This is a genomic window from Chryseobacterium luteum, from assembly GCF_000737785.1.
Lineage (GTDB): Bacteria > Bacteroidota > Bacteroidia > Flavobacteriales > Weeksellaceae > Chryseobacterium > Chryseobacterium luteum.
Window position 1 is genome coordinate 45,353 of sequence record NZ_JPRO01000011.1, and the last position, 23,245, is coordinate 68,597.

The 23,245-nt window shown below is 38.1% G+C and carries 16 protein-coding genes; 14 read left to right on the forward strand and 2 right to left on the reverse strand.

What is annotated here, in order from left to right:
* The first annotated feature begins 9 nt into the window (after window positions 1-9).
* The 12 genes from IX38_RS12615 (at window position 10) to IX38_RS12670 (ending at window position 18,066) form a co-directional block, all read left to right on the forward strand.
* A complete protein-coding gene (locus IX38_RS12615; protein ID WP_084680269.1) occupies window positions 10-3,117 on the forward strand; it encodes a SusC/RagA family TonB-linked outer membrane protein in 3,108 nt (1,035 codons plus the stop codon).
* 17 nt (window positions 3,118-3,134) lie between these two features.
* The gene (locus IX38_RS12620; protein WP_034705552.1) at window positions 3,135-4,832 is read left to right on the forward strand and encodes a RagB/SusD family nutrient uptake outer membrane protein; all 1,698 of its coding nucleotides are present in this window, start codon (window positions 3,135-3,137) and stop codon (window positions 4,830-4,832) included.
* A 12-nt stretch (window positions 4,833-4,844) separates the two neighbouring features.
* On the forward strand, window positions 4,845-6,239 hold the full coding sequence (locus tag IX38_RS12625) for a DUF4960 domain-containing protein (RefSeq protein WP_051884717.1): 1,395 nt from the start codon (window positions 4,845-4,847) through the stop codon (window positions 6,237-6,239).
* Window positions 6,240-6,250: 11 nt separating this feature from the next.
* Complete coding sequence (locus tag IX38_RS12630) at window positions 6,251-7,792, forward strand: glycoside hydrolase family 32 protein (protein ID WP_034705554.1); 1,542 nt, start codon at window positions 6,251-6,253, stop codon at window positions 7,790-7,792.
* A complete protein-coding gene (locus IX38_RS12635) occupies window positions 7,792-8,703 on the forward strand; it encodes a carbohydrate kinase family protein (protein WP_034705556.1) in 912 nt (303 codons plus the stop codon). The genes IX38_RS12630 and IX38_RS12635 overlap by 1 nt, the downstream gene beginning before the upstream one ends.
* 403 nt (window positions 8,704-9,106) lie before the next feature.
* Window positions 9,107-10,708, forward strand: coding sequence for an ice-binding family protein (locus IX38_RS21985; RefSeq protein WP_051884719.1), 1,602 nt, complete (start codon window positions 9,107-9,109; stop codon window positions 10,706-10,708).
* A gap of 443 nt (window positions 10,709-11,151) precedes the next feature.
* The gene (locus tag IX38_RS12645) at window positions 11,152-11,436 is read left to right on the forward strand and encodes a hypothetical protein (RefSeq protein WP_131368683.1); all 285 of its coding nucleotides are present in this window, start codon (window positions 11,152-11,154) and stop codon (window positions 11,434-11,436) included.
* A gap of 141 nt (window positions 11,437-11,577) precedes the next feature.
* Complete coding sequence (locus IX38_RS12650) at window positions 11,578-13,893, forward strand: TonB-dependent siderophore receptor (protein WP_051884721.1); 2,316 nt, start codon at window positions 11,578-11,580, stop codon at window positions 13,891-13,893.
* Window positions 13,894-13,896: 3 nt separating this feature from the next.
* Entirely contained in the window at window positions 13,897-15,342 is a 1,446-nt protein-coding gene (locus tag IX38_RS12655; RefSeq protein WP_034705558.1) for an ABC transporter permease, read from the forward strand.
* A gap of 1 nt (window position 15,343) precedes the next feature.
* Window positions 15,344-16,690, forward strand: coding sequence for a DUF3526 domain-containing protein (locus tag IX38_RS12660; protein ID WP_034705559.1), 1,347 nt, complete (start codon window positions 15,344-15,346; stop codon window positions 16,688-16,690).
* Window positions 16,684-17,379 (forward strand): ABC transporter ATP-binding protein, encoded by a 696-nt coding sequence (locus tag IX38_RS12665; protein WP_034705561.1) that lies wholly within the window; start codon window positions 16,684-16,686, stop codon window positions 17,377-17,379. Before IX38_RS12660 ends, IX38_RS12665 begins: the two co-directional genes overlap by 7 nt.
* Window positions 17,380-17,607: 228 nt before the next feature.
* On the forward strand, window positions 17,608-18,066 hold the full coding sequence (locus IX38_RS12670) for an Hsp20/alpha crystallin family protein (protein WP_034705563.1): 459 nt from the start codon (window positions 17,608-17,610) through the stop codon (window positions 18,064-18,066).
* A 74-nt stretch (window positions 18,067-18,140) separates the two neighbouring features.
* Here IX38_RS12670 and IX38_RS12675 read toward each other — a convergent pair whose 3' ends face one another.
* The gene (locus IX38_RS12675) at window positions 18,141-18,593 is read right to left on the reverse strand and encodes a hypothetical protein (protein ID WP_228377951.1); all 453 of its coding nucleotides are present in this window, start codon (window positions 18,591-18,593) and stop codon (window positions 18,141-18,143) included.
* A 191-nt stretch (window positions 18,594-18,784) separates the two neighbouring features.
* On the reverse strand, window positions 18,785-19,753 hold the full coding sequence (locus IX38_RS12680; RefSeq protein ID WP_034705568.1) for a hypothetical protein: 969 nt from the start codon (window positions 19,751-19,753) through the stop codon (window positions 18,785-18,787).
* Between the two features lie 557 nt (window positions 19,754-20,310).
* Here IX38_RS12680 and IX38_RS12690 point away from each other — a divergent pair.
* Window positions 20,311-22,224 carry a polysaccharide biosynthesis protein gene (locus IX38_RS12690; protein WP_034705570.1) on the forward strand — a complete coding sequence of 638 codons (1,914 nt, stop codon included), beginning with the start codon at window positions 20,311-20,313 and terminating at the stop codon, window positions 22,222-22,224.
* Between the two features lie 307 nt (window positions 22,225-22,531).
* On the forward strand, window positions 22,532-23,242 hold the full coding sequence (locus IX38_RS12695) for a polysaccharide biosynthesis/export family protein (RefSeq protein WP_228377952.1): 711 nt from the start codon (window positions 22,532-22,534) through the stop codon (window positions 23,240-23,242).
* Window positions 23,243-23,245: the final 3 nt, after the last annotated feature.

A 23,245-nucleotide genomic window follows, 5' to 3' on the forward strand; every position in this document is an offset into this window, starting at 1 on the left:
AACTATACTATGAAGAAATACAAAATAGCCATCGCCTTTTGCCTTCTGCCTTTTTCGTATGTATTTGCGCAGGAAGTCATTAAAGGTAAAGTAGTTTCCTCAAATCAAAAACCGTTGAGCGGGGTTATCGTAACCGTTTCGGAAACAGGAGCCAATACCACCACAGACAATAGTGGTGCATTTCAGATCAATGATCTGCAAAAAGGAAACACTTTAGTTTTCACGTATCCGGATTATTCCACCCGTGAAGTGGTGGTGGATGAGAAGACGGTTCTTAATATCGTTTTAGCTGCAGAGAAAATAAAAAGCATAGATGAGGTGATCGTAACCGGATATACCAAGCAGAAAAAAGCAGATATTACCGGTGCGGTTTCCGTGGTGGATATGAAAGACCTGAACAAGCAGGCCGAACCCAATCCGATCAAATCTTTGCAGGGAAGGGTAGCAGGAGTCAACATTACAGCAGATGGATCTCCTTCGGGCGGTAATACAAAAGTCCTGATCCGTGGGGTTGGAACATTGAACAATACAGATCCACTGTACGTAATAGACGGCGTTCCCACAAAAGCCGGAATGCACGAGCTTAATCCGAGTGACATCGAAACGATGCAGGTGCTGAAAGATGCGTCTTCAGCAAGTATCTACGGTTCCAGAGCTGCAAACGGTGTTATTATTATCACCACCAAAAAAGGAAAAAAAGGGAAGATGAGAATCGACCTCAATTATTATACGGCGTATTCACAATATGCAAAGAAAACAGAGGTTCTAAACGCAAAACAATTCGGACAGGTGCTTTGGCAGGCCAACATCAATGATGGACTGGACCCAAATAGCAACAATTTGAGCTACAATTTTGACTGGGGTGTTCAGAATGGTATCCCAACTTTGTACAACAGCTATGTTCCGGAATATCTGGATGCCGGAAAAACGATGAAATCAGCCAATACCAATTGGTACGATGAGGTTTCGCAGACCGGTGTTGCCAATTCGCTGGATGTTTCTGCTTCTAGCTCTTCGGATAAAGGTTCTTACTACTTCTCTATGGGATATTATGACAATGATGGAATCGTGAAACTGACTAATTTCAAAAGATTATCTGCCCGTGTTAATACCTCTTATAACTTTTTCGACGGAAAACTGAAAATCGGAGAAAATTTCACCTTCAATAAAACCAATGAACTAATGGATCCCGGCGTTTTGGATCCTGCTTTACGTGCTTTGCCCATCATTCCGGTTCATACTGTTGACGGAATTGGTTGGGGCGGTCCTCCGGTTGGCGGAATGAATGATAGGCAAAATCCTGTCAGACTTTTGGAATACAATAAAGATAATGGCTATCAGTATCAAAGATTCTTCGGAAATGTTTATGCCGAATTGCAGCCTGTGAAAAATCTGACCTTAAAATCCAGTTTCGGAATTGATCTTTCCAATTATTACAAAAGAATGTTGCAAAGAAGCTATGTTTCGGGGCGTCTGCACAACGAAACCAATGCAGTGAACATCGACCAGTCAGACACCGAAAAATGGACTTGGTCAAATACCGCACAATACACAGCAAAAGCTGGAAAACATCATTTTGATGTTTTGGGAGGGATGGAAATGTACAAGGATACATTTAAAAATACCTGGCTGAGAAAAGAAGGATTCGTGATAGAAACACCGGATTATATGTATCCAGAGGCGGGAACCGGAGACGCTTTCAACGGCGGAAGTTCCACCTATTACAGCCTGATGTCTTACTTCGGAAAATTTTCCTACGATTATGACAACCGCTATCTTTTCTCTGCAACAATGCGTTATGACGGCTCTTCAAGATTCGGTAAAAATAACCGTTTCGGAACCTTCCCTGCATTCTCGGCAGGATGGAGAATTAATAAAGAACAATTTGCACAAAATCTGATTCCGTTTTTCTCAGATTTGAGATTAAGAGCAGGTTGGGGACAGACCGGAAATCAGGAAATCAGCAATTCGGCGGTGTATTCGCTGTATATAGCAAATTATGCAGGAGGAAACCCAACGTGGGCAACATCTTATGGTGCGGCTTACGATATTTCGGGTGTCGGAAGCGGATTACTGCCATCAGGATTTATCGCAACTCAGACAAAAAATGACGACCTGAGATGGGAAACCACCACGCAGACCAATCTTGGTTTGGATTTCGGATTCTTTAATCAAAAACTGACTGGTAGTGTCGATGTTTATAAAAAAGCAACAAAAGACATTCTCGTATTGCCACCTTATCTTGCGGTGATCGGAGAAGGAGGAGACCGATGGATCAATGGTGCATCGATGGAAAACAAAGGGATTGAAGTTGCATTGTCTTATCAGAATGAAACTGCTGGAGGTTTCCGCTACGAAGTTTCAGGGAACATCTCGATGAACCGCAACAAAATTACCGAGCTTCCACAATCTGTTGTCAACAATTACGGTGGAAACGGAACAACGGATAATATTCTGGGACGTCCCTTTAACTCAATGTACGGTTATGTTGCCGACGGACTTTTCAGGACTCAGGCAGAGGTGGATAATTCTGCAAGTCAATTTGGGGGTGAAGGTTTGGGAAGAATTCGCTATGCAGATCTAAATGGTGATGGAGTGATTAACGAGAAAGACAGAACGTGGATTGGCAATCCGAACCCCGGATTTATGTATGGTATCAACCTTAACTTTTCATATAAAAACTTTGATTTTTCAACATTTTGGCAAGGTATCGGTGATGTAGATGTCATCAATTCAAAAAAATACCAGACTGACTTCTGGAGCGTGGATGATGTAGGTTCCAATAAAGGAACAAGGCTTCTGAATGCTTGGTCGCCGCAGAATCCAAATTCGGATATTCCCGCGCTTACAACAGTGGACAGCAATGGAGAATCCAGATTCTCATCGTATTATGTAGAAAACGGAAGTTATCTGAAGTTAAGGGTTTTACAATTGGGCTATACGTTCCCGAAATCTTTAATGGAGCATTATAACATCGTTAATTTCAGGATGTATGCAAGTGTTCAGAATCTTTGGACGATAAAATCGAAAAGCTTTACAGGAATAGATCCTGAGACACCGGCATTCGGGTATCCGTTACCGCTGACGTTCAATTTTGGAGTTAATTTTTCCCTATAATTTTTAAATAATAAAAAATGAAAAAGAATATACTTTTTACAATAGCTTTTGCCTTTTTGCTGGGAACTACTTCCTGCAATGATTTTCTGGACAATGAGCCTAGAGGTGTACTTTCGGAAGCCGATGTGGTAACGCCTCAGAATGTGGATGGTTTTGTGGTTGCAGCGTATGCATCTCTCGGAAACGACCATTATGATACTCCTTTCAGTCTTTGGCCTTATGGAAACGTTCGTTCTGATGATGCGTACAAAGGAGGAAGTGGAACCAATGATATCCAGACCTTTCACTTTTTTGAAATTTCAAATAATATCCGTTCAGATTTTGGTGAATTAGACAGATTATGGTATCTCAATTATGTAGGGATTTCCAGATGTAACAAAGCGATTGTGGCACTTAAGCAGCTTTCAGATTCCGAATATCCCAACAAACAAAAGCGGATCGCTGAAATGAGTTTCGTAAGAGGACATTACTACTTTTTGCTGAAAACGTTATTTAAATATGTGCCTTATGTCGATGAAAATACACCGATTGATGATTATCCGAAAATCTCCAACAGGGCAAAGAACGACCAGCAACTTTGGGAAGCTATTGCTTCTAATTTTGAATTCGCAGCCGCTAATCTGCCTGCAACACAGTCGGAAGTAGGAAGACCAAAGAAAAGCGCGGCCTATGCTTATCTTGCTAAAGTAAGGCTTTATCAGGCGTATGAGCAGGATGATAACTATACGGTAACGCAGGTAAACCCTGTCACCCTTCAGAAATCTATTGATGCCGCCAATCAGGTGATCGGAAATTACTCATTGGAGGCGGATTTTGGATATAATTTCCTGCCTGGAACACACGAGAATGGCCCGGAGGCAGTCTTTTCCATTCAATATTCTGACAATGACGGAACGCTTTTCGGAAGGCTCAATTACGGTGATGTGCTTTCTCTGCCACAAGGTTTGGGATGCTGCGATTTTCATAAACCGAGCCAGAATCTGGTGAACGCATTCAAAACGACACCGCAGGGATTACCGATGTTCGATACTTTTAACGATTCGGATCTGAATTATAATCAGCTGAACAGTTACAAAGTAGATCCCAGATTATATCACACCGTTGCTTTACCCGGATTGCCGTGGAAATACGAAGAAAACAAAATCTTTCAGGAAAGCTGGAGCAGAAGCCCTGCAACTTATGGATATTATTCTTCGCTAAAAGAAAATGTGCCTGTAGGATGTGGCTGTACCGTAAATGTAGACCCTTTCTACGGAAATTCCAAAAACAGAATCATCATAAGATATTCCGATGTTTTGCTGATGAAAGCCGAAGCCTTAATTGAACTCGGACAAATCAACGAAGCATTGCCATTAATCAATCAGGTGAGACAGAGAGCTGCCAATAGTACTGTTTTGACTGGAAGCTACACCACCAACAATCTGATCAGCAAATATGAACCAGGCGTGAATTGTACTTGGAACCAGGATTTTGCAAGAAAAGCGTTACGATGGGAGAGAAGAATGGAGTTTGCAATGGAAGGAAGCCGTTTCTTCGACCTTGTGAGATGGGGAACTACGGCAGGAATAATGAATACTTATTATTCTGGCGAAAAAACAAAACGGTCTTACTATTCTCAGGCAGGATTTGACCACGGAATTGAAGAATATTGTCCGATTCCTTTGTCACAGATTAATTTCAGCCAAGGACTGTACAAACAAAATAACGGATACTAAAACAAGATACAAATGAAAACGATATTCAAAAAAACTCATATGATCATCATTCTGATGATGTCTGCGGCTTTTATCTGGTCTTGCGACAGTCAGGTGGAAGATGGACTTGTTACGGATGTTTCGGTCAATATTTCTTCTTTCAAAGTGAATGGTGTTTCTGGGGAAATTGATCATAAAAATGATAAAATCACACTTACGCTTCCTTATGGAACAAGTGTTAAAACATTGGCTCCGGTTATTGAAATTCCGCAGGGAGCAGTAGTTTCGCCGGCATCAGGAGCAACGGTTGATTTTTCACAGCCGGTTAAATTCAAAGTAAAAAATGGCAATATCTACAAAGATTATCAGGTAACTGTAAAAGCTCAGGATCCGATTATCAGCTTTAAGATCAACGGATTATCCGCAACAATCAATAATTCGGGTAAAACCATTTCTCTTACAATGCCGGAAGGAACAAATCTTACCGCATTGCAGCCAATAATAGAAACAGGAAACGGTGTCAGCATCAATCCTGTATCGGGAACAACTCTAAACTTTAGCAGTCCGGTTTCGTTTACTGTTTCTAATGGCAGTCTTACGGAAGTATATACGGCTAAAGTAACCACGCCTGTTTCCGGACCGTCTATTGCATTCCTTGGGACAGCTGCTACAAGAACAGGGCTGACAAACCCGGATGAGATTGCAGCTTCTGACTGGCTTTTTGGAAAATATTCAGGGGCAGTATATGTTTCGATTGCTGATATTGCAAGCGGTGCGGCCAATCTTACGGGAATTAATGTGATCTGGTGGCATTTCGATTCTGCTACCGCTTTACCGGCAGGTGCGATGAGCCCTAATGTAACTTCTAAAATCAAGACTTATCTTAATGGCGGAGGAAATATTTTGCTTACAAGCTTTGCTGCACAATATGTTGACGCGTTGGGAATAGTTCCTGCAGGAAAAGGACCGAATAATGTTTTTGGAGATTTTCTTCCAAGCGGATTTGTAGATACAGGAAGTGATTGGGGAATCTCTTTCAAAGGATATGAGAATCATCCGGTTTTCGATGGTCTTCAGACGTACGAATCCGGCAAAGCGAATCTGCTTGAGAAAGGTACATTCCGTTTGAATCATACAGCGTGGTGGTTCCTTCCGGATTGGGGTGGATACGTCAATGGTGCTGGCTGGAGAAGTCAGACAGGTGGTAATAATCTTGCCAGTGAGGCTTGGGACAATACTTTGGACGGACGTGTTGCTATTGCTGAATTTCCCGGCGGAACTGCCAACAAAAAATGTATGGTCATCTGTACAGGTGCCTACGACTGGTACAATGAAACCGTGAATGGGAACCCGAGCCAGCCCAACTCGTTTCAGGATAACATCAAAAAGATGACGGAGAACAGTCTCAATTATCTTGTAACCCATTAATATCAGAACCCATGTCAATTAAAAATATATATGTAGCAGCCGTACTTTCGCTGGCAACATTCTCCTGTCAGAATCACGATTCTGATACGGAGGTTAATCCGGAAGATATTTACAGCAAAACCAATATCTTTCCACAGCCGCCCAATCAATGGATGGGAGAGAATAATCCTTACTACACAGAAGGTTATGCAGGAGACGTAATGCCTTATTATGAAAACGGGAAGTTCCATCTTTTCTTTCTCCACGATGCAAAAACAAAACCTGCAGGAGAAGGATTTCACGATATTCACAGCTTTGAGACGGGTAATTTTACAGATTTTACTTATCAGGGAAGACAGATTCCTTACGGAACTTCATCAGAAGCTGATTTCGGAGTAGGAACGGGAAGCCTTGTAAAGGTTGGAAGTACCTATTATTACTATTATACGGGTCATAATGAAGTAGCTTCGTTCCTTTCAGGAAATCCAAGGGAGAGCGTTCTGTTGGCAACAAGTACGGATATGAAAAACTGGACGAAGGTCAAGAATTTTAAAATCACTGCTCCGACAGGATATTATGATTATGAATTCCGTGATCCGCACGTTTTCTTTAATTCTGAAGACGGAAAATACTGGATGCTGGTTTCTGCTCAGACCTCTGATAAAAAAGCGGTCGTGCTGAAATTTACCACCACCAATCCTGCAACCGGAAACTGGACTGTAGAAAATCCGATTTATACAACCAGCTCTTCCGAAAATTATATTATGCTGGAATGCCCGGACCTTTTCAAAATGGGCAATTATTGGTATCTTGTTTTTTCTGAAAACTGGAGCAGCAGTGCCGGAACGCATTACCGCATTTCGACTTCACCAAACGGACCTTGGACTACGCCTCAAAATGACCGTCTTGACGGCTCTTATCTCTATGCAGCCAAAACGGTTTCGGATAATATAAACCGTTATCTGGTAGGATGGACTGCAAGAAAAGCACCTGAAAATAATACCGGTGGAAAAGACTGGGCAGGAAATATTGTTACTCACAGACTGGTTCAGAATTCAGACGGTACACTGGCTGTAAAACCGGTTTCAGGATTACCATCTGTGTTTGGTCAGAATGCTGTGCTGTCAGTTGATAAAATCACTGGAAATGCTTCTCAGAATGGAAGTAGCTTTAATTTATCTGCCAATTCTCAGGTCACTTTTTCGAAACTTCAAAAAGCTAATCAGATTAACTTTACATTGAATGTATCTGCCGGAAAAGCAGGAATTATTCTGGCACACGATACCGACGCCGGAAGCGGAGTTAAGATTGCGTTTGAACCTGCAAATAACAGAATCGCAGCTTATGTAATGAATTCCGGTTCTGAGGATCTTATGAATTCTTATTCGTTAAGTTCGGTTTCCGGGACATCATATACTGTAACGGCTTCCATAAGCAACGATGTTTGTGTGGTCTATATCAATGATAAAATAGCGTTCACCAACAGAATTTATAATATTGTTAATAAAAAATGGAGTATTTTTAGTTCTTCAGAGAGTTCATTCAGTAATATCAATATCAAAAATCCCAATTAATGTTTATCAATAAGAAAATTAATGTAATAAGTTTTGGCGAAGTACTTTTCGATGTTTTTGGAGAAGAGAAAAAAATTGGCGGAGCTCCTCTCAATCTGGCTCTCAGAACGGCTTCGTATGGCTTTCCCGTTGCAATGATCAGTGCCGTAGGAAATGATGAAGACGGAAAGGTAATCCTGGATTACACCAAAGAAAATGCTCTTGAAACCACCGGAATCATTATTTCTCAGGAATATGAGACAGGAATTGTTCAGGTTTCTTTAAATGAACGTGGTTCTGCGACATACGAGATTAAATTTCCTTCTGCGTGGGATTTTATCAGTGTTGATGAAAAAATAATGGATACCGTAAAAGAGGCTGATGTTTTTTTCTTTGGAAGCCTTGCCTGCAGAAATGAGGTTTCTCAAAAGACGCTTTTCTCCCTATTAGATTCCAACGATAAAATGTTTAAAGTTTTTGATGTGAATTTAAGAAAGCCATTTTACAATATCCAGCTTCTGGAAAAGCTTATGAACAGAGCAGATTTTATTAAATTCAATGATGAGGAAATCCTGGAAATTGCTACCGGAATGGGATTTGAATCTGAGGATCTGGAATCAAATATCAAATTTATATCAGAAAAAACAAACACACCTGCAATCTGTGTAACTCTAGGAAAGCACGGATCTATCTTGCTGTGGAATGATCAATTGTACAGACACGAAGGTTATCCTGTGAAAGTAGCAGATACAGTAGGAGCAGGAGATTCTTTCTTGGCCAGCCTGATTGCGAAACTGCTTTCAGATAAAAACCCGGATGAAGCTCTTAATTTTGCCAGTGCCGTTGGTGCTTTGGTAGCGAGCTATTCTGGTGCAAATCCTAAAATAGAAAATTCTGAAATTGATGCATTTTTGAAAGAGAATGCTTATTGATCTGATAATTTTAAATATTTCGATAATAAAAGAAAACTCCTGTATTTATAGGAGTTTTCTTTTGTTTGAAAGTTGAAGTTTGATTTTAATTACATAGAAGCTAAAGTTTGTCCAGCTTAAAATCCTAAAGAGAAACCATTGTTGACAATGTATCGGCTATGAGAAACTAGAATTTATAAATCGATATTGAATAATTTAATATTTATAATTATTTAAATTTTTATTAATTTTATTATAATAATTATAAATTATATTTTTTTCAAAATTATAACAATATGTTTTATTTATTTTTAACAATTTGTTTATTTATTTGAAAATATATTAAAATAATATTATTTGTATTGTATTTATTTGTATATTTGTAATTGTAAATGATTTAATATTTACAAAAAATAATAGTATTATGATAAAAATTATACAATTCATATTCTCTATAGCAGTAATGATTACTGCAGTAGTGTTTGCCCAGGCACCGATGCTTGGTGCTGCTGCAGATTTTGCGCTTTTTTCATCAAATGGTGCAGTAAGTAATACCGGTTTATCCCAATTGACGGGTAATGTGGGAACTAATAATGGCTCAAGTACAAATTTCGGTAACGTAGATGGTGTAATGCATGATGCAGACGGTGCTACAGCTACAGCAGCAGCAGCGTTAACGATTGCATACAATCAATTGAATTCAGCTATACCCAATTTCTTTCCTGCACCATTATTGGGTAACGGACAAACATTGACCGCGGGAACTTATTCTATCGGACAAAGTGCTACATTAAATAATACCTTGACCCTTGATGGTGGAGGAAATGCGAATTCTGTTTTTATATTTAAAATTCAGGGTGCTTTTTCTTCGGCAGCCGGAGCGCAGGTATTGCTTACAAATGGTGCTTTGGCATGTAATGTATTCTGGAAAGTGGAAGGATTGGTTGACTTGGCATCCAACACATCAATGAAAGGTACGGTTATCGCAAATAATGCGGCTATCATACTCAATACAGGAACATCACTGGAAGGTCGTGCGCTTTCTACAACGGGAGCTGTTACAGTATCCGGTGTTACTGTGAGAAAACCGATTGGTTGTGGAAGCTTGATTTTAACAGGACCGGCTCAACCGGTTTTGAATAGTGTTGCGTGTTATACCATTTTTACAGGTAATGGTACGGTTACCAACACAGGGGTTTCTTTTGTGACGGGTGATATAGGTTCTAATCTGGGTCTTACCACAGGTTTTTCTGCTCTTAATGTTGCAGGTACTATACATGCAAACCCGGACACATCAACGGCAATATGCGCCTTAGATTTAAGCAACGTATATGCTTTTTTAAATACCCTTCCAACTGATATTGAATTGCTTTATCCAGCTGCATTTGGTCAGAATCTGGTACTTACACCTCACACTTATCAATTAAATGGTGCAACAGTTCTTAACGGTACGGTATTTTTAAACGCTCAAAATAATCCGGATGCTGTTTTTGTAATAAAGATAAATGGTGCTCTTTCCACAAGTACGTATGCTTCTGTAGTTTTACAGAACGGAGCCCAGGCAAAAAATGTATTCTGGAAAATTGACGGGGCTGTGAGTCTTAACGATTATGCAAGCTTTAAAGGGACTGTGATTGGAAATAATGGAGCAATTAATATGAATATTGGTTCTACTATTGAAGGTCGTGTATTAAGTACAAGCGGTGCGATCAACACGGTTGGTATTAATGCTCAAATGACAGCCGGATGTAACAGCTCTTTATCAGTGAGTTCTGCTGTTAAAAATAAAGAAACAGCTGCTGTTTATCCTAACCCTTTTTCATCAGTTCTGAATGTGAAGCTGGATGATAAAAGCAAAGGATCGGATCTTACAATTTATAATGCTGCGGGAACAAGAGTTTTAGGGAAAGTGTTAAATGAAACTTTAAGCTCAGTTCAGTTAAATCTTCCTGCCGGAATTTATTTTTACCAGATACAAGGTAAAGATGGTAAAGTTCAAACAGGAAAAATTATTTCTAAACCATAGAATTTTATATATTTCTACATAAGACAAAGTCTCACTTTTTAGTGAGACTTTTTTTTGCATTTAAGGTTTTACATATAAATGCGGCAATAAACCTACAACAGTTTTTGAGGTGAAATTATATACTTCTTTATCCTGAATTTTTAAATTTATTAGACGTTAATCTTTTATTGTTGAATTTATCTAAGACGAAATACCAGATCTCAACATTGGATCATAGTGAAGGTCATATTTCATCGTCAAACAGACTTTCTTTTGAAATAATAAAAAAGCAGGTGGATGAAACTCCGAAAAGAATACCACCGGTCGCTTTGATAAGAATACAGTCTTCTCAAAGGAAATTTTAAAAAAAAATATTGTACTTTTGCCCCTTCAATATGCATAAATCACTCAAAAAATTTTTTGTTTTTTCTTTACTGATGCTGTTTTTTTACAACGTCAGCGGGATGAGTGTTTGTTTTGATCATGCCAGACATACCAAAAATTTTTCTGCTGAATCAAAAGGATCTAAAGCACCAAAAGGCTCCACCATTTCTCAGGATGATGACTGTCAGTGTGCTCTTCATATGCAGATGCATCATGTTCTTTTACCCGAACATTTAGCCATTGAATTCCCGCTCAGTACTTTAAAAGATAATGAACTGCCTCATCCGAAGGCCATTACCTATCGTTGTTTACTCGACTATTTCAGCTCCCGGGCTCCGCCGTTTTCTTCTGTAGCGGTAGCATAATATTCTTATTTTACTATAATTAAAGAATGCAGATTTTTTGATCTGTAGGACAATATCCGTGGAATTTTGTGTGTTAATTGATCACAAAACTTCTTTTTATTAATATTTGGCATTATTCAGTGTCAGTATCATTCTTTTTTAATGAACATCAACTATAATGATTGGGGAATAATTCAGTTTGTTTCCCATAAAAAATCAAGACTTTCTATAGCGGGCCTTACACTCTATTCATCTCTTTTTATAGCTCAGAAGACAGAAAAAGATTCGGTTGCTGCAACCATACAAACCGTTGAGATTATTGGACGAAAATCCAAAGATTATACTTCCGGTTATTCTTTTGCCGCTACCAAAATAGCCATGAAGAATAAAGATTTACCCTTAACCTTAAATACCGTCACCAAAGAGCTGATGAATGACCGGCAGGCATTTCAGCTTGGTGATGTGATGAAAAATGTGACCGGTGTTTCACCGTCCAGCTACTACAATCAATATAATATCCGGGGAATCAGTCAAAATGAAGAAGGGCAGATTATTAACGGATTGAGAACGAGACAATACTATTTTCTTCAGCCGATGACTTCCAATATTGAACGTGTGGAGGTTTTTAAAGGTCCGGCAAGCATTACCATGTCCAGCGTTGATCCCGGAGGTACGATTAATATGGTTACCAAAAAGCCATTGCTCAACCCTCGCCATGAAGTCAGTTTTTCAGGCGGAAGTTTTGATACTTATAGAACGACCACAGATCTTACAGGCCCTTTGAACAAGAGCAAAACCTTATTGTACCGCTTTAACGGAGCCTATCAAAAGGCAAAATCCTTTAGAGATCATGTGAATAACAGTGGAGTTTTACTTTCTCCATCAATCACCTACATTCCCAATGAAAAAACTTCTCTGAATGTAGAGTTGATCTATAACGATCTTCACGGAAATCTGGATCGCGGGCAGCCTGTTTTTGGAGCGGTGGCAGGAAAAACAGATCTTAACAGTACACCCAAAAGCTTAAATCTCGGTGCTCCCGGTGATTATTTTAAAACAAATGAACTCATCATTATGGGCTCGCTCGCTCATCATTTTAATAAAAATTTGAGTTTCAACGCTTCTTATATGAAGCAGTTTTGGCGTGAAAACCTGGAAGAACACCGTACAACCAATGCTTTTGTGCCCGATATGAATAATAATCCTATTCCAAGTCTGGCAATGATGCAGTTTATTCAGCGAAAACAGAACTGGGAAGTGGATAATTTGAACGCTTATTTCAATTTTAATTTTAAAACCGGGCAAGTTGAGCATCAGGCCTTAATGGGTTATGATACCCAGGTCTGGGAAAAACGGGATGGCGGGCAACAAAATGCGGCAAGAGGCTTTATGCTGAAAGACGGCTCGGTGGCTTCCTCTTATAATCCGGCTCTGGCAGACCAATATCAAACCATTAATTATAACGGAATTTTATTGCCCAAACCTAATGTTGCGCCTTTTGATCTGACTCCCGGGGCACAAAACCATCAAGGCACAGATTTTTATACAATGAATGTAATGACAGCCTTGCCTTCTGCTCTTACAACTACTCATGCAGGTTATATTCAGCATCTTTTTACGTGGAAAAAATTAAAAGTACTATCTGGAATCCGTCAGGAATGGTTTCGGGATGTTACCAACTTTAAAAAATCTGAGGAAACGTCATTCAAGAATGCTAAACTGCTTTACAGACTGGGGATTACCTACAGCATTACAGATGATATTAATGTGTACGGAACCTATCTTACAGGATATCAGCCACAATCGAATACAGTAACATTAATGCCTAACACGGGAAGTTTTACGGGTTCCAAATCAGCGGCAAAATTCAAGCCTTTAACTTCAGATTTAAAGGAATTCGGGATAAAAGGCCATTTTCTCGGGAAGTTTTCGGTAAGCATGGCGGTTTATGAAATTAACCAGAAGAATATTTTAATAAATGCCAACAACCCTGCGCAGCCTGATGAATTAATACAGCGCGGAGCCGACCGGAGCCGGGGTTTTGAAGCTGAGTTTACAGGATATATTCTTCCACAATGGCATATTTACGGCGGTTACAGCTATATCGACGCAAAAATTATAAATGATGCAAATTCTGATCTGCTCGGGAAAAGGAAAGAAAATACTTCTAAAAATTCAGTAAACGTCTGGACACGATATAATTTTTCAAATATCAATGCATTAAAAGATTTTGGAGTGGGATTGGGCGTGCTGTATCAAAGTTCAAAAATCCCCTGGTTTACGAGAAGTTTTGAACTTCCTGCTTATACAACATTAGATGCTGCATTGTATTATACGTTTTTAAAATCAAAATTTCAACTATCTGTTAATGTGAATAATATAACCAACACGTCGTACTGGATCGGGGCTCAGAATTATCTTAGATTATTTCCGGGCTCTCCAAGAAATTATTTAGTAACGGCTGCTTATAAATTTTAAACAATGGCTACATCCACTTTACATCTGATCATCAGGAAAACTAGGCAGGACCTGATGAAAGGAAAACAAAACCTGCTGATTACCATAACCGTTCTTCTGTTTTGCATGCTGAGCATCGGTATCGGATTTACAAAATATAAAGCGACAAATTCTCAAATCGCAAAATACCGCAAAGAAGTACGGGAACAGTGGGAGCACAGGCCCGCAAAACACCCGCACAGAATGGCACATTACGGGTATCTCGTTTTCAGAATGGGGCATCCATTGAGTATTTTTGACAACGGATTGGATGATTATCTGGGAAATGTTATTTTCCTGGAAGCTCACAAACAAAATTCTGCCAATCTTTCGGAAGCGGGCAGCTCCGGCATTTTGGTGCGCTTCGGTGCCTTTAGCAGTGCTTTTATGCTGCAGTGTCTTGTTCCGCTTATCATCTTATTTTTAGGTTTTGGGTTGATTGCCCGCGAACGGGAAGATGCTATCTTAAAAATACTCAGTACCCAGGGAGCATCGGGCAGACAAATCATCTGGGGAAAGGTTTTAGGGCTGTGGCAGTTTTCATTATTGTTTTTATTGCCTGTTTTACCTGTAGTGTTTGTTGCTGTGGTACTTTCAGAAGCTGCACCATGGACTGATATTGTTTTTAGAATGCTGGCCATTCTGCCTGCCTATATGGTGTATTATTTTTTTGTTTCCAGTCTTGCAGTTTTGGTTTCTGCATACAGTACAACTGCTTCATCGGCGTTGGTAAGCCTTATCGGAAGCTGGCTGATCCTGGTTATTTTTTTACCTAAAGGAATTCAATTTGCGGCACAGAATTTTTATCCGACCCCTTCCAGGATAGCTTTTGAAACCCTGTTAGAAAAAGATATTCTGAAAGCCGGGGACAGCCATAATCCTGATGATCCTCATTTTAAAAAGATCAAAGATTCACTTTTAGGACATTATAAAGTAGAAACAACGAGCGAACTGCCTTTCAATTACAGCGGTTTTGTGATGAAAGAAGGAGAGAAAATAAGTTCCCGGATTTACATCAGGCATCAAAAAGAACTGGAGGAAAAGTATTATAATCAGCAGCGATTTTCAGATATAAGCGCTTTTATTGATCCGATGATTGCTGTTAAAAATTTCTCAATGACCGCTTCAGGAACGGATTACTTTTCTTACACCGAATTTCAGGAACAGGCAGAAGACTACCGGTATAAAATGGCTCAGAAACTTAACGATCTGCAGATAGAAAAAATAAGCAATGTGAAGCCCGAAAAAGGAGGTCCTCCCGCCATCATTGAAGGAGACAACTGGAAAAAATTCCCTGATTTCAATTATCAGTACACCTCATTTTCCAAAAGTATCAGGGAGCAGTGGATGCCTGCTGCAGCTCTTTTATTTTGGCTGATGGTGTGTGTGCTTATGATTGAAACAGCCGGTCGGAACTTAAAATTAATTTAAAATGAAGAATTATTTATACAAACAGTTTTATCGCAACAAAGCTTATACAGCTGCCTTGGTTTTCTTATTGCTGGCAGGTATAATGGCGATTTATACAGGCAAAAAATTTCTGGATAGAAATCAGGATATAATTGCGAAAAGTGAACAGTTTCAGAAAGAAAGTATTGAGAAAAATGTAAAATATCATAAAGATGATTTAGGATTGATCTTGTATTATATCAAATTCAACCTCATTAACGAAACTCCGGAGCTTGCCGCACTTAATATGGGTATGCGTGACCTGAATCCCTCCATACAGGGGGTTACGATGCGGAATCTGGAAGAGCAGCGTTATAATGCCGATTTTTATAATCCTGCCAATGCGGCGGTTGGTAATTTTGATTTCAGTTTTGTACTGGTTTTCCTTTTTCCGCTCATTATTGTTGCTTTCTGTTACAATCTGATTTCTGAGGAAGAGGAAAGTGGCAGATGGAAATTGCTTTCTGTACAAAGCAGGCATTTGGGTAAACTGCTGGATATGAAATTATTAATCAGATGTATTGCCGTGAGTGCAGTTTATCTGGTGTTGATTCTTCTGGCAGGTATCTGGATTTCAATTCCCATAAATAAAGCTTTTGCCGTTTTTATTCTTTCAGGATGGCTGTATATCATTTTCTGGTTTGCGCTGTGTCGGTGGATTATTTCGTTTAGGAAATCTTCTGCTCAGAATGCATTGATTTTACTGATCGTCTGGGTAGGAATGAATTTTATTATTCCGATGAGCAGCAATATGATCATTCAAAAAAGCTATCCCGTTCAGGAATCCTTAAAAGCGGTCATGCAGCAACGGGAAGGATACCACAATAAATGGGATGAAGCGAAACAGCCAACCATGGAGAAATTTTACAAAGCGTACCCGCAGTTCAGGAAATTTACGGTTGAGGAAAATGACAGTTTTACCTGGACCTGGTATTATGCAATGCAGCACATGGGAGATCTTGAGGCTTCGTTATCGTCGGAGCAATACAGGGAAAAAATGAAAAAACGAAACCGGGCTGCAGAGATTCTGGGATATTTTCTTCCTAACATTCACACCCAGCTTACAGAAAGCCAATTGGCAGGAACGGGTATGGATAATCACCTGAAATATAGTTCGGCACTTCAGAAATTCCATGAACAAAAACGACTGTTTTTTTATCCGCTTGTTTTTTCAGGTAAAAATGCAGATTCTGTAGACTGGAATTTACAGACGGTACAATCTTTCCGGGAACCTGACAGTTGGAGCCTGCTTAAAATATTCTCACCTTTCTTTATCATCATTACCTTACTCATCATTCTTTCACAAAATAAATTCAGAAAATTATGCTAAAAACAATTCAGCTACATAAAAAATACAATGATTTTACTGCCCTGCAATCACTTGATCTGGAAGTGGGAAAAGGGGAAATTTATGCTCTTCTGGGACAAAACGGAGCCGGGAAAAGTACCACGATCAATATTCTTTTAGGTCTTATCAAAGCGACTTCGGGAGATGCTTTTATTAATAATATTTCCGTTAAAGACCATCCTCAGGAAATCAAAAAACATTTAGCTTATATTCCCGAAACGGTTTTATTATATCCTAATCTCAGCGGAATAGAAAACCTGGATTTTTTCTCACAGATTGCAGGATTCAATTATACTAAAGATGAACTGGCTGCATTTCTGAAACGGACCGGGCTTCAGGAGAGTGCCTATTATAAAGACCTGGGAGGATATTCTAAGGGTATGCGTCAGAAAGTAGGTATTGCCATTGCATTGGCAAAAGATGCAAAAGTACTTTTACTGGATGAGCCTACCAGTGGTTTGGATCCTATTGCCACAGCAGAATTTACCGAAATTGTCCGTCAGTTTGGGAAAGAGGGCAGAACTGTTTTTATGGCTACGCACGATATTTTCAATGCCGTAAACGTTGCAACCCATATTGGCATTATGAAGCAAGGCGAGTTGATTCAGAATTTGCCTTCCAAAAATTTTTCAGCAGAGGAAGTGCAGGAACTATATCTGAAAACGATTTGATCAAACAAAAAGCAATTTTCCCTCGTTTTCCTGTGAGATAACAAAGCTCTGAACAACAAAAGAATTAATTTGTTTCGTAACATACTTAATCATAGTGTATTATGAAAATTTGTCACTCAATTAATCCTCTTTTATGACAATTTTTCATATTAATAGGGGTTGGTATATTTTGTGTTTTTGAAAAAGTGAAATCATTAAATATTGTTTAACCTTTAAAATTTGTTTGTTATGACAACAATCGTGAAAAGAAACAATGGCAGTTTGCTCCCTGCCAATCCACGTTCACTGTTCGACGATTTTTTCAACCGCGAACTGTTTAATTGGGGCAATACTAATTTTTCTGCTTCACAAACAACGCTTCCGTCCGTGAATATTAAAGAACGTGAAGAAGCTTTTGAAGTGGAAGTTGCAGCACCGGGTATGCAGAAAGAGGATTTTAAAATCACCCTGAACGGCAACCTGCTTACCATTTCATCTTCCAGGGAAGATAAAGATGAAGAAAATAATGGGAAATTTACCCGGAAAGAATTTAGCTACCAATCTTTTCAGCGCAGTTTCGAACTTGCAAAAGATGTCGTAGATGACGAAAATATTGAAGCTAAATATGAGAACGGTGTATTAAGACTTACAATTCCAAAAAAGGAAGATGCAAAGACTCAAGCACCGAGATTAATTGAGATTCAGTAATTTAAAAGGTTTGCCGGATATACGGCAAACCTTTTTTATCATTGTCTTTTGACATTGACCGTAATTTTTATTCGTCAGCAAGGTGTCCAGTAATAGATTGCGGTGACCTTTCCGTTTTCAATCGCAATTTGAATTTCATCGTCCCATTCCGGATTGAATTTTAGTTTGAATAAATGAGCATCTTTCCCCTTTTTATAATTTTTATAGGCAACAGGGAACATTTTTTTTAAATCTGTAAGAGTAGTTTTGTTAGAAATTTTATGCTTTTTTACTAAAATATAATTGTCTGAATAATCTTTTAAATTAATTTCCTGAAATTCAGCTTTTTTATTATAAACGTAATATTTTATTCCATTTTTTGTATAGATAAAAAATTTTGTTCCTTTACCCGCTTCTTCATCATAGTTGCTACAGCCCGGGAAATCTTCTGCTATTTTTTCAGCTTTACCCATTTTGGTTATGAAATCGGCTTCCGTTGTCAACAATTTTATACTTCCGTTAATTTTTATATCATCAATTTTTACCATTTGGTATGTTTGTCCAAATGCTTGAGTGATAACTATCAGGAAGAAAAAGATCAATTTTATTTTCATCATATTAATTTAGATTTAAAGAAAAGAAATTAATGGAGCTTCCGAAAAAAGAAGCCGGGACAAAATTGTTCTAAGAAAGATTTTCATTATTGTCAGTAATTTGTTCAATGAATAAAAGGTGAATTTTAATTGTACTCATTTTTCCTGAAATATTTATCTGTGAAAACATCTTTCTGCACTTGTTCCGTATATTTCTTTACCCATTCCTTGTAATAATATTCCGCATAGAGAATGTTGTCCTTAAGTTTGTATTTGGCAAAAGGTTTCCCTATTTCAGGAATATTTTTCAGTCCGAAATCTTTCCCGGTTCCATTGTCAAATTTACAGTCCATATCTCTTGCCCAAATCATTTCAAACTCATTTTCGTTTATTTTTTTGATGGGATAGAAATATACACATTGTCCATGATATTCAAATGCCAAAGAATGAGTATCAATATTCAATGCTGCAATTCCGCCTTGCCATTTTCCGGAGATATTGGCTTTTTTAACAGGTGTTTCTTCCCGGTTGATAAATTTGATTGCCGTAATTTTCCAAATGTTGTTTTCTTTTTCCAAAGTAATGTTTGATAAAGCTTCATCATTTACTCCATAATTTACATAAATGTCTAGTGAAGCCTTATTGTCACTGGTTTTTCTGATGTTTTTCGCTGAGAAACTGTTGGGCGGTTCCTGGCTGTGTATCCAGTACATATAATAAATTTCAGGACAATATTCGTCGTATTCATAAGCATCTGCGCTTTCAAATTCCGAATAATCCAAAGCTGACATAAATTCTGCACAAGTCTGTAACCTCTTCTTTTCCTGCCGGATGAATTTTTCCGAAACAGTGCCCAGGTTTCTCAAAGTTTTGAAATAGGAAACGGTATCCATAAGACATTTTCCGTTTTTATCTTTGATGATATCACAGTTTGGAAAATCATTTTTAAAATACCAGTCATAAAAAGATTTACCGTTTTGTTCGATGATTTTGAGTTCGTTCCTGGCTGGGCTTTCGGTATTTGTTACGGGTTTTCCATTGTTGATTTTTTCATCCTTAGAATTACAGCTTATTAAAAAAATGATTGGGATTAAAAATAAAATCAGTTGTTTCATTTCTATGGTTTTTTTCAATTTTTTACATAACAATCCAACAATTCTTTATGTCTGAAATTCATCGGAGAAACGTAATTGTCCAAATTGTAATTCATTAATTGTTTGTCAACTATTTGTCTTTTTTGACACTAAGCCAAGGTACGTAATATTCTTTAAAAACAGATTTTCCGGTTGTGCTGACCATCAATATACCGGCAAATTTGGCTTTAGGAAACTTAACGATAAAAGAAATACTAAAATTTAATACGATCGTTCCCGGAAGCAGGATACTTATAGATAAAATCTCTATCAAAGGAAATCTGCAATTTCCGGTTTGAAGCTTCGAAAAATATTGTATTGCAATGAGATATACGATTTCCGTCCAAAAATGCAAAGAAATATAAAAGAAAATATGAATGTGAAAAAGATTGATCGTAATCTTGTTTTTGTGTTATACTTTGTTAAATTTGAAATATTAAATAGTGAAATATTACTTATAATTGATTATATTTGCTAATTGTAAAACCACTAAATGTTGAATTAATAAAAATGTAACATTTTTTTAGGTCTTCTGTAGTATGGTGAATATTTTTAAAATTAAAGAGTTAAGATATGTACCTAGGTGGTTGGTTTTTTTTATTGATATTTCAATAGTTTCATTTTCTGTCCTAATCACATATCTGTTCTTAAAAAACCTGCATGTAAAAATTAATTTTATTGAATATTTCAATGAAAAAATTCTTACAATTATTGCGGTGAATATTCTGTTTATGCTTATTTTCAAAACATATGCAGGAATTATAAGGTATTCTACTTTTTTTGATTTTTTTAGAATTCTGTGGTCTTCCGGTACTGCGCTTATTGTATTGCTGGGTCTTAATTTGATCTCAGAATTGGTATTGGGGAGCTCTGTTTATTTATATCCTGCTCTTTTCCTGTGTTTTTTTATTTCCATTTTTCTGATGTTCTTTTTCAGGATGGTTACCAAACAGTTTTTTAGTGTTCTGATGGGTTCCAAGGACCGTTCGTCCAAAATAAGGATTGCGGTTGTAGGGGTAGAAGATGAATCTGTGTCATTGGCAAATGCCATCATCCATAATCCCGGTCACGCTTATCAGCTGGCAGGATTTTTTAGTGCAAGATCAGATTCTAAAAAAGCAGTACTTCTCGGTCATAAAATTTATAATAAAAAAGAACTTCTTAAAAATAACCGCCTGGCGGAACGTTTCGATGCTGTTTTAATCAGGGAAATGATGAGCAGGCCGGAAATGGAGGACTGGACAGTTCTTGCATTAAATAAAGGATTGAAAGTGCTAAAGGCGCCTGATGTTAATAAAATTAAGGAAGACGGTATTGTAGAAAATATCCGTCCGCTGCAAATTGAAGATTTACTTGAACGGGCTCCCATAAAGATAGAAAGCGGAGAGGTAAGAAGCCATCATTTTAATAAAAGTGTTTTGGTGACCGGGGGAGCCGGATCTATCGGAAGTGAGATCGTAAGGCAGGTTGCCCAGTTGGAGACTTCACTTATTGTGGTTGTAGATCAGGCCGAATCTCCATTGTATGAGCTGAAGCTTGAATTGCTGGAAAGATTTCCCAATCAGAACTTCAAATTTGTATTGGCAGATATCTCAAATCAGTACAGGCTTGAAAAATTATTTGAAGATTACCACTTTTCAATAGTATATCATGCGGCGGCATACAAGCATGTCCCTTTAATAGAAGACAATCCGCACGAAGCCATTTTTGTAAATATTGGAGGGACCAGAAACCTGGCTTTATTATCCAAACAGTATAACGTCGGTTATTTTGTGATGATATCCACAGATAAAGCTGTGAACCCAACCAATGTAATGGGAGCTTCCAAGAGGGCTGCTGAACTTTTTGTACAGTCTTTACAAAACTCTTCATACAATACGACAAGATTTATTACCACCCGATTTGGGAATGTATTGGGCTCCAACGGCTCTGTAATTCCGCATTTCAAAAGACAAATCGAAAAAGGGGGCCCGGTGACGATTACCCATCCCGATATTATCCGTTACTTTATGACAATTCCCGAAGCCTGTGAATTGGTGCTCCAGGCAGGAACAATGGGTAAAGGAGGTGAAATTTTTGTTTTTGATATGGGTAAACCTATTAAAATTCTGGATCTGGCAAAAAGAATGATAAAATTATCTGGGTATACACCGGATGTTGATATTAAAATTGATTTTATTGGTTTAAGATCCGGTGAAAAGTTGTATGAGGAGCTTTTAACAGACAATTCCACTACTATTGCCACGCATCATGAAAAGATTATGATATCAAGAGATCCGTTGATGGAATTTGAAGATATAGAGATTTTATGTAAACAGATAATGCGGGCGGCTATAAAAAAGGACGGCTTGCAGGTCGTTAAGATTTTGAAGAGAATGGTGCCGGAGTTTATAAGTAAAAATTCGGAATTTGAAATTCTTGATGTAATAACAGAACATGAAGTCTATCAGTAACATAGTTTGTATTACGTGAAAAAGAATTTAAAAATAATGAAATATTTTTATTAAATTGTTTCAATCGGAACGAAAATTGCATAGAAAAGGATTGGTCTTAAAATGTACAGCATATTAAAAAATCACATATTAGTGAAATTATAATAATATATTAAAAATATTCGTAATACGCTCCAGTATAATATTCTGTAAAATTGAGCGTTAACATCAGTAGATTAAAAAATATATGAATAGAAATATCATTACGTATCTAATCCTGTTATCGGTTACTTTATTGTCATGTAAACCCAAGCAGAATATGGTATATATGTCAAACCATAATATGGAGGAGGAAGTTACCCAGGCAAAATTTCAGGGCCTGCATATTCAGGAAGGAGATGTTCTCCTGATTCTTGTTTCCGCGCTTGATGAACTTGCTGTAAAGCCTTTCAACCTTAATACAGCAAATAAAGTTGGGAGTGAGTCCGGTCCTGGGATAAATCAATACGCGCAGCCAAGTGAATATTTAGTAAACGAAGAAGGGAATATATCTTTTCCGGTATTGGGAAATGTATATGTTAAAGGAATGACTCAGGTACAGCTGAAGCAGGATCTGGAGTCCCGCCTAAAGAGATACCTCGCAGATCCTATGGTATCAATCAATCTGAAAAACTTTAATGTAAGTATTTTGGGTGAAGTGAAAAATCCGGGACAGAAAGAAAGTGTTTCCCAGAAAATCAATGTCTTTCAGGCACTTGGACTTGCAGGAGATATGACGGATTTTGGTGACCGTACCCATGTGAAGCTTATCCGTACAGGGGATGACGGGGCAGACCAGGTTGTTAATATTGATCTTACCAGATCTGATATTGTAAGTTCACCGTACTATTATATGAAGCAGAACGACATATTGTATGTGCAGCCGGACAAAAATAAGCAGGTTCAGGCAAACAGCAATCCGAACAGGGCTCTTACATTCCAGATCATTGGTGCATTACTAACGGCAGGTACGCTTATTATTGCTTTAACACGACGATAAAAT